Annotated in this window: 14 protein-coding genes; 11 read left to right on the top strand and 3 right to left on the bottom strand. The window is 52.3% G+C overall.

Going from position 1 to position 14,579, the window contains the following annotated elements:
* Positions 1-122: 122 nt before the first annotated feature.
* Complete coding sequence (locus O0S10_RS01840; RefSeq protein ID WP_268924193.1) at positions 123-326, top strand: hypothetical protein; 204 nt, start codon at positions 123-125, stop codon at positions 324-326.
* 1 nt (position 327) lies between these two features.
* Here O0S10_RS01840 and O0S10_RS01845 read toward each other — a convergent pair whose 3' ends face one another.
* From O0S10_RS01845 to O0S10_RS01855, 3 genes are read right to left on the bottom strand one after another with little or no spacing between them, the layout of a single operon-like run.
* Positions 328-1,614 carry a hypothetical protein gene (locus O0S10_RS01845; RefSeq protein WP_268924194.1) on the bottom strand — a complete coding sequence of 429 codons (1,287 nt, stop codon included), beginning with the start codon at positions 1,612-1,614 and terminating at the stop codon, positions 328-330.
* Positions 1,615-1,617: 3 nt separating this feature from the next.
* The gene (gene lysA, locus O0S10_RS01850; RefSeq protein WP_268924195.1) at positions 1,618-2,919 is read right to left on the bottom strand and encodes a diaminopimelate decarboxylase; all 1,302 of its coding nucleotides are present in this window, start codon (positions 2,917-2,919) and stop codon (positions 1,618-1,620) included.
* A gap of 1 nt (position 2,920) precedes the next feature.
* Positions 2,921-4,078: an LL-diaminopimelate aminotransferase gene (locus O0S10_RS01855; protein ID WP_268924196.1), complete on the bottom strand. Its 1,158-nt coding sequence runs from the start codon at positions 4,076-4,078 to the stop codon at positions 2,921-2,923.
* A 177-nt stretch (positions 4,079-4,255) separates the two neighbouring features.
* Between O0S10_RS01855 and nifS the strand changes: the two genes are divergently transcribed.
* The 10 genes from nifS (at position 4,256) to serS (ending at position 14,255) form a co-directional block, all read left to right on the top strand.
* The gene (gene nifS / locus O0S10_RS01860; RefSeq protein WP_268924197.1) at positions 4,256-5,407 is read left to right on the top strand and encodes a cysteine desulfurase NifS; all 1,152 of its coding nucleotides are present in this window, start codon (positions 4,256-4,258) and stop codon (positions 5,405-5,407) included.
* Positions 5,408-5,842 carry a Fe-S cluster assembly scaffold protein NifU gene (gene nifU / locus O0S10_RS01865; RefSeq protein WP_268924198.1) on the top strand — a complete coding sequence of 145 codons (435 nt, stop codon included), beginning with the start codon at positions 5,408-5,410 and terminating at the stop codon, positions 5,840-5,842.
* A 152-nt stretch (positions 5,843-5,994) separates the two neighbouring features.
* Positions 5,995-8,226 (top strand): efflux RND transporter permease subunit, encoded by a 2,232-nt coding sequence (locus O0S10_RS01870; protein WP_268924199.1) that lies wholly within the window; start codon positions 5,995-5,997, stop codon positions 8,224-8,226.
* 75 nt (positions 8,227-8,301) lie between these two features.
* The gene (locus tag O0S10_RS01875; RefSeq protein WP_268924200.1) at positions 8,302-8,574 is read left to right on the top strand and encodes an acylphosphatase; all 273 of its coding nucleotides are present in this window, start codon (positions 8,302-8,304) and stop codon (positions 8,572-8,574) included.
* A 43-nt stretch (positions 8,575-8,617) separates the two neighbouring features.
* Positions 8,618-9,205, top strand: coding sequence for a pyruvate kinase alpha/beta domain-containing protein (locus tag O0S10_RS01880; RefSeq protein WP_268924201.1), 588 nt, complete (start codon positions 8,618-8,620; stop codon positions 9,203-9,205).
* 5 nt (positions 9,206-9,210) lie between these two features.
* Entirely contained in the window at positions 9,211-10,059 is an 849-nt protein-coding gene (locus tag O0S10_RS01885; RefSeq protein WP_268924202.1) for a hypothetical protein, read from the top strand.
* 79 nt (positions 10,060-10,138) lie between these two features.
* Positions 10,139-10,810 carry an NADPH-dependent F420 reductase gene (gene npdG / locus O0S10_RS01890; RefSeq protein ID WP_268924203.1) on the top strand — a complete coding sequence of 224 codons (672 nt, stop codon included), beginning with the start codon at positions 10,139-10,141 and terminating at the stop codon, positions 10,808-10,810.
* A 286-nt stretch (positions 10,811-11,096) separates the two neighbouring features.
* Complete coding sequence (locus tag O0S10_RS01895; RefSeq protein WP_268924204.1) at positions 11,097-12,347, top strand: Glu/Leu/Phe/Val family dehydrogenase; 1,251 nt, start codon at positions 11,097-11,099, stop codon at positions 12,345-12,347.
* Positions 12,348-12,460: 113 nt separating this feature from the next.
* Positions 12,461-12,799, top strand: a complete 339-nt coding sequence (locus O0S10_RS01900; protein ID WP_268924205.1) for a winged helix-turn-helix domain-containing protein — start codon at positions 12,461-12,463, stop codon at positions 12,797-12,799.
* Positions 12,800-12,977: 178 nt separating this feature from the next.
* Positions 12,978-14,255 carry a serine--tRNA ligase gene (gene serS / locus O0S10_RS01905; RefSeq protein ID WP_268924206.1) on the top strand — a complete coding sequence of 426 codons (1,278 nt, stop codon included), beginning with the start codon at positions 12,978-12,980 and terminating at the stop codon, positions 14,253-14,255.
* Positions 14,256-14,579: the final 324 nt, after the last annotated feature.

The raw sequence follows: 14,579 nt of genomic DNA on the forward strand, positions 1-14,579 counted from the left end.
GACATTTGCGGCATATAAACCCCCGACCGCGCGGTGTGAAAGTGCCCTCCCGTGTGAATGTGCGTTGTCTGTCTCCTGTCACCATCCATACAGATTTATCCATATCCTGCTCACGCTACATCATGACATCTGCGGACGACTCATCTTTCAAATCAGCTCTGCTCAGTGCTGCGGGAGACCTTGTCAAAAATCCGGTTATTGGTCCGGTTATTGAACAGGTCGCATATGACTTCCTTTCCTCTCCTGAATGCCGCGATGCATTTGCCGCATACGCAAAACGGAGATTTAAAGAAAGTATCGGACTTCAAAAAGAGAGCAGAGAATAGATCACAGATTGCGCAGCCGATCCTTCAGATCGGCTGCCGACACCGGCACCACTTCCACCCTCTCCACGTACAGCCGGAAGTTTTTACAGATGCCTTCGGCACGTATGCGTACCGCCGGAGTAAGCGGCAGATCGGTTACCATCAGAAAGGCTTGTGTTCCGTTGTCGATTGTCATTCCCTCGATTCTGGGGACAACAAATCCCTCAAACTCAGTATAGACTCCCTCTTCTTCCCGCTCCCGCAGGACCGCGCCGCGACCGACGGAAAGTTCCACATCCCCGTACTTGTTCAGCTTTGCCGGTGCGTTGATGACTTCGACTCTGTCCCCGGCAAGCACCGCTGTATCCGCGGCCTCATTCCAACAGGCGATGTTTACGTATCCGTGCCCTGTCTCGCTGCCAAGTTTGATGTTCTTTACCCGTGACTCGGTTCCGCGGCGGGTGGTAAAGGTCCGGACCGGGGAGACGGATCGCACAACACCGGTCACCACCGAGGTCTGGCCTTCGGTGACATCGCCCGCATCACAGGTGAGAACTTCGATCGGTTCTGTGTGCGGTGTTATCACTACACTATCTCCTGCGACGTACTCAACCGAATCCTCATCCTCTTTTCGCGTGAGTCCGGCAAAACTTACCGAGACTCCTTCGTCCAGATCCGCAAACAGTTCCGGTTCCCAGGTAATAATCCGTGCCGTTCCGGACGGATCGCCTACGAGGATCTCCTGAAGCTCGGACAGGGATCCGTCACGACGGGTGATTTCACGGATGTTTCCGATGTGGAGTACTTTTGCCGCAAGCGGGACCTTCATCGTTTCGGACTTCGGCGGCTTCTTCGTTTCAACAATAGTGACCTGGCTCGGTCTGAGTGCGGCGCAGGTCACCTCATTCCGGTAACCCGGACGCGGCTTTGCGATCACCTCAAGAACCGATCCGACCTCAAGCTCAGGAACGGCTGCGGCCATTGCATCCCACAGTGTCATTTTCACCGTGCCGGTAGGATCCCCGAGGATAAGGGATGCCACGAGCCCTGGTTCTGCGTTCTCGTCGTCTCCCTCGCGTCTGAACTCGCGGGGCGGGGTTATTTCAAGAATTTTTCCGAAAAAAGATACGAGGGCGGTGGCAGTGTTTTTGATTTCACCGATCCTGATGTGGCTGCGTCCCAGCTCCTCAACGACGAGCATGGCGGCGCAGACCTCATCAACTGCTCCGCCAAGTTCCTCGCATTTGTTCTCTACCCGCTCGTCAAACTCTTCTTTTGTCAGCAGATCGGAGACGAGCGCATAGTGCATGGGTTATTTCCTGTGCCAGGATGGATAGACGACAGTAGCCGTCATGTCCTCATAGGTCTCGGCGCGGCGCATCAGTTCGGCTTTGTCGCCATTGACGAGAACTTCCGGACATCGCGGGCGGCTGTTGTACTGCGAGGACATGGCATAACCGTACGCTCCTGCGTCCAGAACCGCGATGACATCACCGGTCACGGTCTCAGGAAGTTTCCGGTCGGCTGCAAGAATGTCGCCGGTCTCACATATCGGGCCGGTAACAGTTGCAGTGATGCTTGCAGGCGCGTCTGCTTTGTTTGCGACAAGCACCTCGTGCCAGGAGTCGTACATCGCCGGGCGGATCAGGAGGTTGAATCCTGCATCCACGTTGATGAAGGTCTTGTGCACGGTCTTAACCGAGTTGACGCCGGTCAGCAGGATGGTGGATTCGCCGACCATCCAGCGTCCGGGTTCGACCCAGAATGCAGGCGAGATGCCGGCATCTTTACAGGCATCCACGAACACCGGCATGACAGCTGCGGCATACTCTTCGGGAGTCGGCGCTGCATCCGGATTTTCTCCGCGGTGATACGGAATGCCGAGGCCTCCGCCGAAGTCCACAAACTCGAGTTTGACGCCGAGTTTTGTGATCTCTTTTGCCACGTTCATGATGACGCCGCAGGCGATTCTGAACGGTTCGATCTCCAGAATCTGTGATCCGATATGGCAGTGCATGCCGACCGGGATGATGTACTCGCAGGCGAGGGCTTCTGCATAAGCGTCAAGGATCATTTCTGCCGGAATACCGAATTTGCTGTTTTTGATACCGGTTGCGATCTTCGGGTGGGTCGGGACATTGATCTCCGGGTTGACGCGGAAGCCGATTTTTGCGGCCTTTTTCATCTCTTTGGTAATAGCGTCGAGCTGATGGAGTTCATCCACGGAGTCAACGGAGATTTTGATGCCGTGCTGGACTGCTGCCCGCAGGTCGGCCTCAGTTTTGGAGCTGCCGTTGAAGAGCAGTTTTTCGGCGGGCATACCGCTTTCCAGGGCGGCACGCATTTCTCCGAGGGAGAATATGTCTGCTCCGGCACCTTCGCGTGCGAGGGTCTGGATGAGGACAGGGTTTTCGTTTGCTTTTGCGGCGTAGAGCAGCTGGACGTTGTCTGTGTAAGTTTTGAGGGCGGCTTCAAAGCGACGGAAGTTTTTGATTACATGATTTTCGTTGGTGACGTAGAGCGGCGTGCCGAATTTTTTTGCAAGTTCTACGGTGTCAACGCCGCCGCAGTAGAGGTGGCCGCCCTGGATGGAGAGTGATTCGGGAAGTTTCATTTCAGTTACCGGTGATGTTGTGTTCTTTCATGCGGGCGATTGCCTCGTTGATGCGTTCTACCGGACGGGTGATGGCGAAGCGGACATAGCCTTCACCGTTCGGACCAAAACCGGTTCCGGGGGTGACGACGATACCTGCTTCGTTAATCATCCTCTGGGTGAACTCAACGGAGTTGTTCACCTTCATCCAGACGTAGAATGTTGCTTTGGGAACATGGACGGTGAAGCCGAGGGACTGAAGACCTGCGACGAGTGCATCGCGGCGTTCCTGATAGATGGAGCAGGCGTGTGCAACACAGTCCTGCGATCCAGTAAGTGCGACGATTGCGGCACGCTGGATTGCGTCGAATGCTCCTGAGTCGATGTTGGTTTTGACACGTCCGAATGCGCCGATGAGGTCGGCGTTTCCGACAGCCATACCGATACGCCAGCCGGTCATGTTGTAGGTTTTGGAGAGGGAGTGGGTCTCAATACCGACGTCCATTGCGCCGCTTGCCTGTAAGAAGGAGGGGGTCTTGTAGCCGTCGTAGGCGATCTCCGAGTAGGCGTTGTCGTGGACGACGATGATGTCGTTGTTTTTGGCGAATTCGACGGTTTCGTCGAAGAATTCCATGGGGGCGACTGCACCGGTCGGGTTGTTCGGGTATCCGATGAACATGAGTTTTGCGCCGGCCACGACGTCTTTGGGGATTGCATCGTAGTCAGGGAGGAAGTTGTTTTCCTCAAGAAGCGGCATGTTGTAGCATTTTCCTTCGGCAAAGAGGGTGGAGGTTTTGTAGACGGGGTAACCCGGGTCGGATGCGAGCACGTAGTCTCCGGGGTTTACGAACGCTTCAGGGATATGTGCGATACCTTCCTTGGAGCCGATGAGTGCCAGAACTTCTTTGGCGGGATCAAGGGTAATGCCGAACCGGTTTTTGTACCAGACGGCGACCGCTTTACGGTACTCTATCATGCCGAGGTAGTCGGGATAGTGGTGGGTTGCCGGGTCGCGTGCTGCTTCACAGAGCGCATCAACGATGTGTTCCGGAGTCGGCAGGTCCGGGTCTCCTACTCCGAGGTCAATGAGGTCAACGCCTTCGGCACGTTTCTGTGCTTTGATGGCGTCGATCTGGGCAAACAGATAGGGGGGTAAGTTGTCCAGGCGTTTTGCGTACATCGCTAAGTATGTTAGACTCTGACATAGTTAAGAGTCACGGATATGGGAGGGGAATTGCCACTACCCGCATATCCATATCTTTTCAAATACAAGAAGAGCGATATACTACTATCAGATCAATTCACGGCGTGAATTGCACGTGCCGAGGTGACCGAAACGGAGAAAAAAATTGTGTATATGGATCATGCCGCAACAACATATGCGGCGCCGGAGGTTGTAGAGGCGATGCTTCCCTACTTCTCGGAGAAGTTCGGCAACCCGTCGTCGGTGTACAGCATCGGCCAGGAGAGTAAGGCGGCAGTTGATGAAGCGCGTGCGAAGGTTGCGGCAGCCATCAATGCGGAACCAAATGAGATTTACTTCACGGCGGGAGGCTCTGAATCGGATAATTGGGTGTTGAAAGGGGTTGCCTTTGCAAACATCCGGAAAGGAAAACACATCATCACCACCGCCGTTGAACACCACGCAATTCTGCATGCTGCCGAGTGGCTGCAGTCCCAGGGATTTGAAGTGACCTATCTGCCGGTGGATCAGTACGGCATGGTGTCACCTGCGGATGTGGAAAAAGCGATCCGGCCCGACACTATTCTCATATCCGTCATGTATGCAAACAACGAGGTTGGGACGATCCAGCCGGTTGCAGAGATCGGGGCGATAGCCCGTGCGCACGGCATCTATTTCCACACTGATGCAGTACAGGCGGTGGGCCATGTCCCGATTGACGTGAAGGCTGAGCAGATTGATATGCTTTCTTTGTCGGGTCATAAGTTCTACGGGCCGAAAGGTGTTGGTGCACTGTATATCCGGCGCGGTGTGCGGATTCAGAATCTGATTCACGGAGGGGCACAGGAGAGCAGGCACCGGGCAGGAACCGAGAATGTTCCGGGAATTGTTGGTCTGGGTGCTGCAATTGAGCGGGCTGTTGCGGCAATGCCCGATGAATCGGTGCGTCTTGCGGCGATGCGGGATCACCTGATCACCGAACTTCTCAAACTTCCGGCAAGTCATCTGAACGGCCATCCGACCAGACGTCTGCCGAATAATGTGAACATCACATTTGAGTACATCGAAGGAGAGGGTATTCTTCTGCTTCTCAATATGTTCGGTATCTGTGCCTCCACCGGCAGTGCCTGCAACTCTGCATCGCTTGAGCCGTCCCATGTGCTGACGGCGATGGGTGTTCCGCATGAGATTGCCCATGGTTCGGTTCGTCTTACGCTCGGTGAGCGAAACACGGAGGAGGATGTTTTGTATGTTCTTGAAAAACTGCCGGAAATTATTCAGAAACTCCGGTCGATGTCACCCCTTACCCCTGAGGAGCTGAGATAAATGTACAGTGAAAAAGTCATGGATCATTTCATGAACCCGCGCAATGTGGGTACCATTGAGGATGCAAACGGTGTCGGCGAGGAGGGTAATCCTTCCTGCGGCGACATCATGAAGATGTACCTGAAGATCGAGAATGATATCATTGTGGACGCAAAGTTTCAGACTTTCGGCTGCGGTGCGGCTATTGCTTCAAGCAGTATGGCAACCGAGATGATCAAGGGCAAGACCCTTGAAGAGGCCTGGCAGCTTTCCAACAAGGCGGTCGCAGAAGCGCTCGATGGTCTGCCGGCAATCAAGATGCACTGCTCGGTTCTTGCTGAGGAGACGATTCACAAGGCAATTAATGATTATCTGGTGAAACAGGGACGCGAGCCCTGGGGAGAACCTGTATCGTGTTCCTCCTGCGGTCACGACTGCGATACCTGCGGTGAGTAAGGCCGCGCATCTTTTTTTCTGCTGCATACTCGGCTATCGTAAAAAATACTCGTATTCTGTCATAAATTTCGACAAAAAATTTGAGTATCATCTCTACCTTTAAGAGAACTGCCTGCAACATCTTATTTTATACAAGAGTCGAGGGTTGTGCCATGCTGTCACCATTTGAGAAGATCAATCAGTTTATTACTAAATATCCGTTCGTAATTGGTTGTCTTCTCATTCTCATGATCCTTATCGGTATCTATGGTGCAACCGGCGTCACTATGAACACCACAATTCAGACGCCGGACAAAACCGGTCACGCTTCCTATGTGTATCAGGACTATCGCGATACGTTTCAGACAAGTTCGGTCGTGATGATGGTGCAGACCGGCAATGTCCGCGATGTGAATGTGATGAAAAGCATCGTTGAGTTCGAAGAACTTCTCCGGCAGCAGAACGGTGTGCAGAATGTAGAGAGCATTTATGATCTGATTCTTGCGTACAATGGAGGTAGTGTTCCGGAGAATCAGGATGTTTTGAATGTCCTGTTTTCCCGTGTTCCGGCGACTGTTCTTGCAGGCAGTATGCCCAATAATCAGCTTCTCTTAGTGAAGATTGATCCGACAACCGGCATGACGGATGCGAATCAGCAGACGCTTTTGAACACGCTTGCAGCTCTTCAGCCGCTTGCAAATGTTCCGCCGGGCGTTACGCTGACCTTTACAGGGACGGCGGCACTTCACAAGGATATGGGAACGAGTCTTGGCAATGATGTTGGCAAACTTCTTGGTTCAGCGTTTATTCTGATGATTACCGCGCTCGTGGTGTTGTTCCATCATGCACGCTACACCCTTTTGTCGATTGTTTCGGTGATGAATGGTCTTCTAATGACGTTTGGCATTATGGGACTGTTTCATATTCCGCTGTCGATGGCGACGATGGGGGCGTTGCCGATTCTCCTCGGAATCGGTATTGATTATGCGATTCAGTTCCATTCGCGGCTTGATGATGAGATACGCATTCATCCTTTGACTGAGGCGCTGCGGATTACGATCACGAAGACAGGGTCTGCGGTGTTTTTTGCAATGATTGCAAGTGCTCTGGGGTTTGTGGCGATGCAGGTATCCACACTTCCGGATATCCGGCAGTTCGGTGCGGTTGCGATTCTTGGTCTTGTCTGCTGCTATATTTCGGCGATTTTGATTATTCCGCTGGCGGCGGTTCTGACTGATTATCGTCCCCGTGAGGTTAAAACTCCAAAATCCGGAGCGAAACCTCCTCTTTCGGTACGCTACAATGCGTTCCTGAAAGGGACTGCTCTTCATATTACGAGGTATGCGGTTCCTGTTCTTCTGATTCTCTGTGTTGTTGGTGTTGTGGGGTTGTATGTTGATGAGGAGATCCCTATCAACACAGACATTAAAACCTATGTGCCTACCGATATGCCGGCGCTTATCAGTATCAATACGGTGACGGATGCTATCGGTGATCTGGATGGTCTGCAGGTGGAGGTGACCGGTGGCAATATTGTGAGTCCTGATGTGCTTGAGTGGATGTATGTGTGGGGTAACAATGAACTTTCGTCGCATGAGTGGCGTTTTACGGGTGTTGAGAGTATTGCCACTCTGATCGTTTCGGCAAACAATGGTGTTCTTCCAACTTCCCAGGAGGAGATCGATACAATTCTTGCTGAAATTCCTCCAGAGAAGCGGCGGCCGTATCTTAATGATGGTCAGTCAGCGATTATTTCGTTTGATATGACTTCGATGTCGCTTGCAACGGAGCGGTCGCTTGCAGAACAGGTTACCCGTGATATTGCATTTTATCAGCCGCCGCCGGGAGTTGAGGCGGTGGTTACCGGAACGCCGTATTCGGATGTTGAGCTGATGGAGGAGATGAACATCGGCAAGCTGCAGATGACGATTTTAGCGTTTGTGGTGATCTTTGTGTTCCTGTCGCTTCTGTACCGGAGTATGGGTAAAGCGGCGGTACCGCTGATTCCGATTGTGTTAATCATCGGCTGGAACGGGGCTGCGATGTATCTTCTCGGCATTGAGTACAATATCCTCACGGCAACTATGGGTGCGATGACCATCGGTGTCGCTGCTGAGTACTGTATTATGATGGTTGAGCGGATTTATGAGGAGATGGAGACGCACGATACCCTGACTGCGGTGATCGAAGGTACCGGTAAAATCGGTGCGGCAATATCGGTTTCCGCCTGTGCTACGATGGCGGCATTTTCGGCTCTGATCGTTTCGGATTTTCCGATTATCAGTGTATTCGGGATTGTCACTGTGATTGCAATGGCGTTTACGCTTTTCGGTGCAATTGTGGCGGTTCCTGCGGCTGCATCGATTCTTCTGCGCAAGCATGGGATGAAAACACCGGCGCTCTGAATGTTGCCAGGGGCGGAAGTTTATCATTTTTCAGAATCAAACAAGTATCTACCGTTTGGGTGTCAGGGATAAATAATGAGAAAAACGATGGAAGTTCTCTTCTCCGGAAAAGTGCAGAAGGTTGGTTTTCGCGCCTGTGTGAAGAACGCGGGTCAGAGTCTCGGCCTTTGCGGTGAGGTGGAGAATCTGCCCGATGGGCGGGTGCGTGCTCTTGTGACCGGCGAGGATATGGTTATCGAGAAGTTTCTTTCGATGGTGTACACTTGTCCGCGTGCAATTATCCGCGAGGTTGCGGTGTCGGAGTATGTACTGACAGAATTTCCGGATTTTACGGTGCGGCGGGAGTGAGTTGAACTATGCAGTCTGACAGCCCGGGGGTAATGTGATATTTATGAAAACGACAAAGACGATTACCTATTTCGACAGTCCGGGTCCCGTGAATACGGCGGATTGTGCGGCGCTTGCAGTTGAACGTGCGACCGAGCTTGGTCTGACTACGATTGTTGCGGCGAGTTCGGGAGGTGCTACGGCGCGGGAGTTTGCCAAAGCGATCGCGGGTACGGATATCCGGCTGGTAATTGTGACGCATGCGGTCGGGTTTTCTTCCCCCGGCGTGTGGGAGTTTGATGCGGTACTTGCTGATGAGCTGCGTGCGGCCGGGCATACGGTTGTCTGCGGAACACATGCCCTGTCCGGTCTGGAACGCGCCCTGTCCCGGTCTCCGCGTGTAGGCGGTGGTTCACGTACTGAGGCTGTTGCCGAAGCGTTCCGCAGGACAATTGCGGTTGGTCTGAAGGTTGTGGTGGAGTGTGTGCTTATCGCCGCAGATCAGGGTGCGGTCGGTGTGACTGATGAGGTTGTTGCGGTCGGCGGAACGGAGGAGGGGGCGGATACGGTTCTGGTGATCCGGCCAGCCCATACAGCATCGTTTTTTGATTTGCAGGTTCGCGAAGTTGTGGCAATGCCCAGAAACCGGTGAGATATATGGCGCTTCAATCACTTGGAGAGGCAGCCGGATGGATGGCGAAGAGTCCGTACGTCTGGTTGAGCGGGCTGTGGACTGCGGCGGTTCTTCTGCTTGCCTGGTATCTGTATGAGGGTGTCGGGATAATGACGGCGGTTTCGGTTGCTCTGGTGCTGGCATTTGTGCTTCCGGCGCTTATTGCCGGGACATACGGTGTCGTTGCAGAAGGTGAGTCGTCGTTCCGGGTGTTCCGGCGGTATGCGGTGCACGGGTACTTCCGGCAGCTTCTGCCGTCGATTCTGGTGTTTCTGATTGCGTGGGTTATTTCGCAGTTTGTTTCCTATATTCTGATGACGTTCGGACTTGGTCTTGCGGCTTCTGCACAGGTGGCGATGTTTGTGTTTATTCCTGTGGTGTTTTTCTGCTACTTTGCGGATGTGACTGCGGTGGTGAATGAAAAGCGTGTTTTTGCGTCGGTGAAGGATAGTTTCCTGCGGGTGATGAACGGGTCGTTTTCGGTTGCGGTCTTTTATCTGGTGAATGTTGTGCTGCTGATTGCGGTTTCGTTTATCGGTTCGTTTGTGTTTGCGGCGTTTGCGGCAGATGCGTTTCTGCCGTTTACGTCGATGACGGAGGCTGAGCTTTTGTCTCTGACACCTGATGAGCTTCTCGCGATTATGTCTGCCCCTGAGGTGATGTTTGCCGGATTTGCGGCGATTGCGGTGTGTGCGGTGTTTTTTGTTCCGTTGTTTACGCTGTACAAGGTCTGTTACTTTGCAAAGACTTCCGCTCTGGTGCTGCCGGATGCAACTGTTGCCGAGCCGGAGGGTGAGTATGACGAGAAAGGACGCTGGTACAAGTACAAGTGATGCGAACGTTTTTTTCTGCTGTGCTACACCCTAGCACAATCTTTATTCTTTTTCTCTTGCAATATCTACAGTATCTGAGGTGAATGTTTCAGTGAAGATAGGTATTATTGGTGGTACGGGAGATATCGGTAAGGGTCTGGCCCTCCGTATTTCTGACAAACATGAGATTATCCTTGGTTCCCGTGAGGCTTCCAAGGCATGTGAGGCGGCTGAGGCTACGGTCTGTACGCTTCAGGAACATAACTGTATAGGTCTCTGTCGCGGGACTTCCAATGAGGAGGCGGTGCGGGATGCGGATGTTGTGGTGATCTCGGTGATGTTCCAGCATGTTGCTCCGACGCTTGCAGGTATCGATCCGAAGTATCTGGAGAACAAGATTGTGATCTCTCCGGTAAATCCGATGGGGAAGAAGGATGGATATTTCTTCTTTGACCGGCCGGAGGAGGGATCAGCGGCTCTTGCTATTCAGAAGATGCTGCCTGCGTCTGCGAAGCTTGTTACGGCGTTCAATAATATTGCGGCCCACAAGTGGACACTTCTTGATGAGGAGCTGGATTATACGGTTGCGGTCTGTAGTGATGATGCGGAGGCGAAGAAAGTTGTGATGCAGCTGGTCTCGGAGGTTTCGAAGCTTCGGGCGGTGGATGCGGGTCCACTCGCGGTCTCAGGTATTGTGGAGAGTATTACTCCGCTTGTTTTGAATATTGCCAAGTTTAATGGCATGAAAGACGTGGGCGTGCACTTCAGCTAAGCCCTCTTTCTGTTTTTTTTGTCCGCGCGTTTGTGTACATTGATGCGCGAGAGGTATGCGGTAAATATGGTTTGCATGCTAACATATAGCATAGAAAAACCATGCTCAACGCCTTAATCGTTATTTTGCCTAATATCCGGTATTTTCTGAAAATGGCGAATAATTGGGGTCTGAATTGTCGACAATACGATACCTTTTATATAGGTGAACTCCAACATTACTGATGTCAGAATGTGGCCTAAATAAGGTTTTATGAAGAGCCGCAACATGACAGGAAGCAAAAACCATGTCGAAGGTAAACCCGTTTGAGATGGCCCAGCAGCAGCTTCAGGATTGCGCAAAGATCCTCAAGCTTGAGCAGGGCGTTGTCGACATCCTCATGCAGCCGCAGAGGCAGATTCAGATTTCCATCCCGGTGAAGATGGATGATGGTACGACCCGGGTTTTCCAGGGGTTCCGTGTGCAGTATAATAATGCACTCGGTCCATACAAGGGAGGTATCCGCTACCACCCGGAAGAAACCATTGACACCGTTCGTGCACTGTCTGCATGGATGACCTGGAAGTGTTCCGTTCTTGGTCTGCCGCTCGGCGGAGGCAAGGGAGGTATCATCTGCAACCCGAAGGAGATGTCCAAGGGTGAACTTGAGCGTCTGAGCCGCGGATACATCCGTGCAATGTGGAAGAATATTGGTCCTGATACTGATGTTCCGGCACCGGATGTATATACTGATGGTCAGATTATGGCCTGGATGATGGATGAGTACTCTACGATTCAGGGTAAGAACCAGTTCGGTCTTCTGACCGGTAAGCCGCTGGTTGTCGGCGGGTCTCTCGGCCGCAGTGATTCCACTGCCCGTGGTGGTCTGTTCACTCTGCGTGAGGCAGCAAAGGAGTTCAATCTTGATCTGTCCAAGGCAAAGATCGCAATCCTTGGTTTCGGCAATGCAGGTATGTATGCAGCAACTCTTGCCCAGGAGATGTTTGGTTCTACGATTGTTGCAGTGACGGATTCGAAGGGCGGTATCTATGATGCAAATGGTCTGGATGTCGCAGCAGTTATTGCGCACAAGGAGTCAACCAGGTCCGTCGTCGGATATAAGGGATTAAAGACCCTGACGAATGATGAGGTTATGGGACTGCCGGTTGATGTGATCATTGCCGCGGCACCGGATGAGGGAGCAATCAATGAGAAGGTTGCACCGACTGTGAAGGCAAAGGTTATTTGTGAGCTTGCAAACGGCCCGACGACTCCGGAGGGAGATGCGATTCTCCACAAGAATGGTGTTCATGTTATTCCGGATTTCCTGTGCAATGCAGGCGGTGTGACCGTTTCCTACTATGAGATGGTCCAGAACATGTACATGCACTACTGGACGCTGGATGATGTCTATGCAAAGCTTGATGCTGCGATGACTGCATCTTACCATGCGGTGCTGGATGCGTCCAAGGAATATCAGATCAACATGCGTCAGGCAGCATATGTTGTTGCAGTAAAGCGCGTTGTTGAGGCAATGAAGGTTCGCGGCTGGGTGTAAACCCGCCCGGATTCTCCATACTTCTTTTTGTTCTTTTCGTTTGTCAGTTTTGTGTTTGTGCGGTTTTTGGTACTATCCGGATGTTTATCTGCGATTGTCTCCTATGTGTGATTATGACAGCGTCAAAGAGTACCTGTGAATTGTATCTGCCGCTTTTGAAGGCTCTTGCCGATGGGAAGCCGAAGCAGATTGCAGCGCTTCCGGATAAGACCGGTCAAATTTATTGCGTGCTGCCTGATGATTTGGGTATCCGCGAGCCGAAGGACGGGTCGTGCGATTATCTTGAGCCGATGATTGCGGCGAGTACGGAGCTTGCGAAGGCGTGTCTGATTACGAAGTCTGCGGATAATACGTGTCAGATTACGGAGCGCGGTCTTGCGCTTCTGAAGGAGAATCCGGCGGTTGTTGATGATGCGGTTCTCCGGCGGTATCCTGAGTATAAGAGTCAGTGAGGAGGCTGGTCCTTCTCCGGATTTTTTCTTTTTTGTTGTGTGGTTTTTCCGGGAAAAGGGAGCGGGGTGATTTTGTTATGTGTAATCCGGTCAGTTTCGTGAGCGGGTCCGGAGTTCCGGGGTAATGCCGGTTTGGAGAAATCCTCTTCATGTCTGAACGCATATATTGATGCCAATTATGCTGGATATTAAGTTTGTCCGGGCACATCCGGAGGTTGTTCGTGCGGATCTGGAACGGCGGCACGATACGGAGAAGCTTGCCTGGGTTGATGTTGTTCTTGAGCAGGATAAGCTGTTCCGCGAGCTGACGGTGAAGAATAATGAGCTGCGGGCCCGCAGGAATTCTATTGCAAAGGAGATTAATGCGGCGAAGAAGGCGGGGGAGGATCCTGCTCCGCTGTTTGCGGAGGCGAAGGCGCTGCCGCAGAGGATTAAGGAGAATGATGAGGTGATGGAGAAGGCGACGGAGATGGTACGGTACTATCTGATGCGTCTGCCGAATATTCTGCATGAGTCGGTTCCGTACGGGAAGGATGATACGGAGAATGTGGTGGTGAAGACGGTGGGTACGCCGCGGACGTTTGATTTTGAGGTGGTGAATCATGGTGAGTTGTGTGTCCGGAATGGCTGGGCTGATTTTGAGCGTGCAACGAAGACGTCGGGTGCGGGTTTTTATTTCCTGAAGGGGAATCTTGCTCTGCTGGATATGGCTTTGCAGCGGTTTGCGATTGATTCGCTGGTTGCGAAGGGGTATACGCCGATTGTTCCGCCGTATATGCTGAACCGGAGGTCGTATGAGGATGTGACGGATCTTGCGGATTTTGAGAAGGTGATGTATAAGATTGATGGGGATGATGCGTATCTGATTGCGACGGCGGAGCATCCGATGGCGGCGATGTATCAGGATGAGATTTTTGAGGAGAAGGATCTGCCGCTGAAGATGGTGGGTATTTCTCCGTGTTTCCGCCGCGAGATCGGGGCACATGGTCTTGATTCCCGGGGTCTGTTCCGGGTGCATCAGTTTACGAAGGTGGAGCAGTTTATTTATTGTATGCCGGAGCGGTCGTGGGAGATGCATGAGGAGCTTTTGGCGAATTCGGAGGAGTTGTTTACGAGACTGGGCCTGCCGTATCATGTGGTGAATATTTGTACGGGGGATATTGGTATTGTGGCTGCGAAGAAGTATGATATTGAGGCGTGGATGCCGCGGGATAATGCGTACCGCGAGGTGGTGTCGTGTTCGAATTGTACGGCGTATCAGGCGTGCCGTCTGAATATCCGGGTGCGGGATGCGCATGATTTTGATTCGAAGCGGTATCTGCATACGCTGAATTCGACGGCGATTGCGACGTCGCGTGCGCTGCGGTGTATTCTGGAGAATTATCAGACGGAGGACGGGCGTGTTGAGATTCCGGAGGTTCTGCGTCCGTATATGCAGGGACGGGAGTTTTTATAATTTTCTTTTTTTGTTTTCTGTTTTGGATTTTTATTTAGAGAAAGAGGGGGTTAGAGCCTCATTTTTTTCGCATTCCTTCGGGTACGTGTTCTCCGCAGGGTCGTCTGATTCGGTGGTTTTTCATGGCTGAGTTGATGTTTGTGCGGGTGCATTCGCGTATGCTGTATCCTGTTCTGAGCATGGTGAGGAGTATGTGGTGGTGGTTTTGGGAGTCATGGTTTGTTTCCTTGGTTTGTGGTTAGGTGAGGTATTTCCGTTGTTCGGGGTTCTTCATGGGGGCAGGATGGGGAGAGAACAACGCAGATAACGCAGATGCGCCGCAGG

This window comes from Methanocorpusculum petauri (genome assembly GCF_026891975.1).
Classification (GTDB): Archaea; Halobacteriota; Methanomicrobia; order Methanomicrobiales; family Methanocorpusculaceae; genus Methanocorpusculum; species Methanocorpusculum petauri.

Coding starts and splice junctions, on each gene's coding strand:
- O0S10_RS01840 (WP_268924193.1), top strand. CDS start 123: ATGACATCTGCGGACGACTCATCTTTCAAATCAGCTCTGCTCAGTGCT.
- O0S10_RS01845 (WP_268924194.1), bottom strand. CDS start 1,614: ATGCACTATGCGCTCGTCTCCGATCTGCTGACAAAAGAAGAGTTTGAC.
- lysA (WP_268924195.1), bottom strand. CDS start 2,919: ATGAAACTTCCCGAATCACTCTCCATCCAGGGCGGCCACCTCTACTGC.
- O0S10_RS01855 (WP_268924196.1), bottom strand. CDS start 4,078: ATGTACGCAAAACGCCTGGACAACTTACCCCCCTATCTGTTTGCCCAG.
- nifS (WP_268924197.1), top strand. CDS start 4,256: ATGGATCATGCCGCAACAACATATGCGGCGCCGGAGGTTGTAGAGGCG.
- nifU (WP_268924198.1), top strand. CDS start 5,408: ATGTACAGTGAAAAAGTCATGGATCATTTCATGAACCCGCGCAATGTG.
- O0S10_RS01870 (WP_268924199.1), top strand. CDS start 5,995: ATGCTGTCACCATTTGAGAAGATCAATCAGTTTATTACTAAATATCCG.
- O0S10_RS01875 (WP_268924200.1), top strand. CDS start 8,302: ATGAGAAAAACGATGGAAGTTCTCTTCTCCGGAAAAGTGCAGAAGGTT.
- O0S10_RS01880 (WP_268924201.1), top strand. CDS start 8,618: ATGAAAACGACAAAGACGATTACCTATTTCGACAGTCCGGGTCCCGTG.
- O0S10_RS01885 (WP_268924202.1), top strand. CDS start 9,211: ATGGCGCTTCAATCACTTGGAGAGGCAGCCGGATGGATGGCGAAGAGT.
- O0S10_RS01895 (WP_268924204.1), top strand. CDS start 11,097: ATGTCGAAGGTAAACCCGTTTGAGATGGCCCAGCAGCAGCTTCAGGAT.
- O0S10_RS01900 (WP_268924205.1), top strand. CDS start 12,461: ATGACAGCGTCAAAGAGTACCTGTGAATTGTATCTGCCGCTTTTGAAG.
- serS (WP_268924206.1), top strand. CDS start 12,978: ATGCTGGATATTAAGTTTGTCCGGGCACATCCGGAGGTTGTTCGTGCG.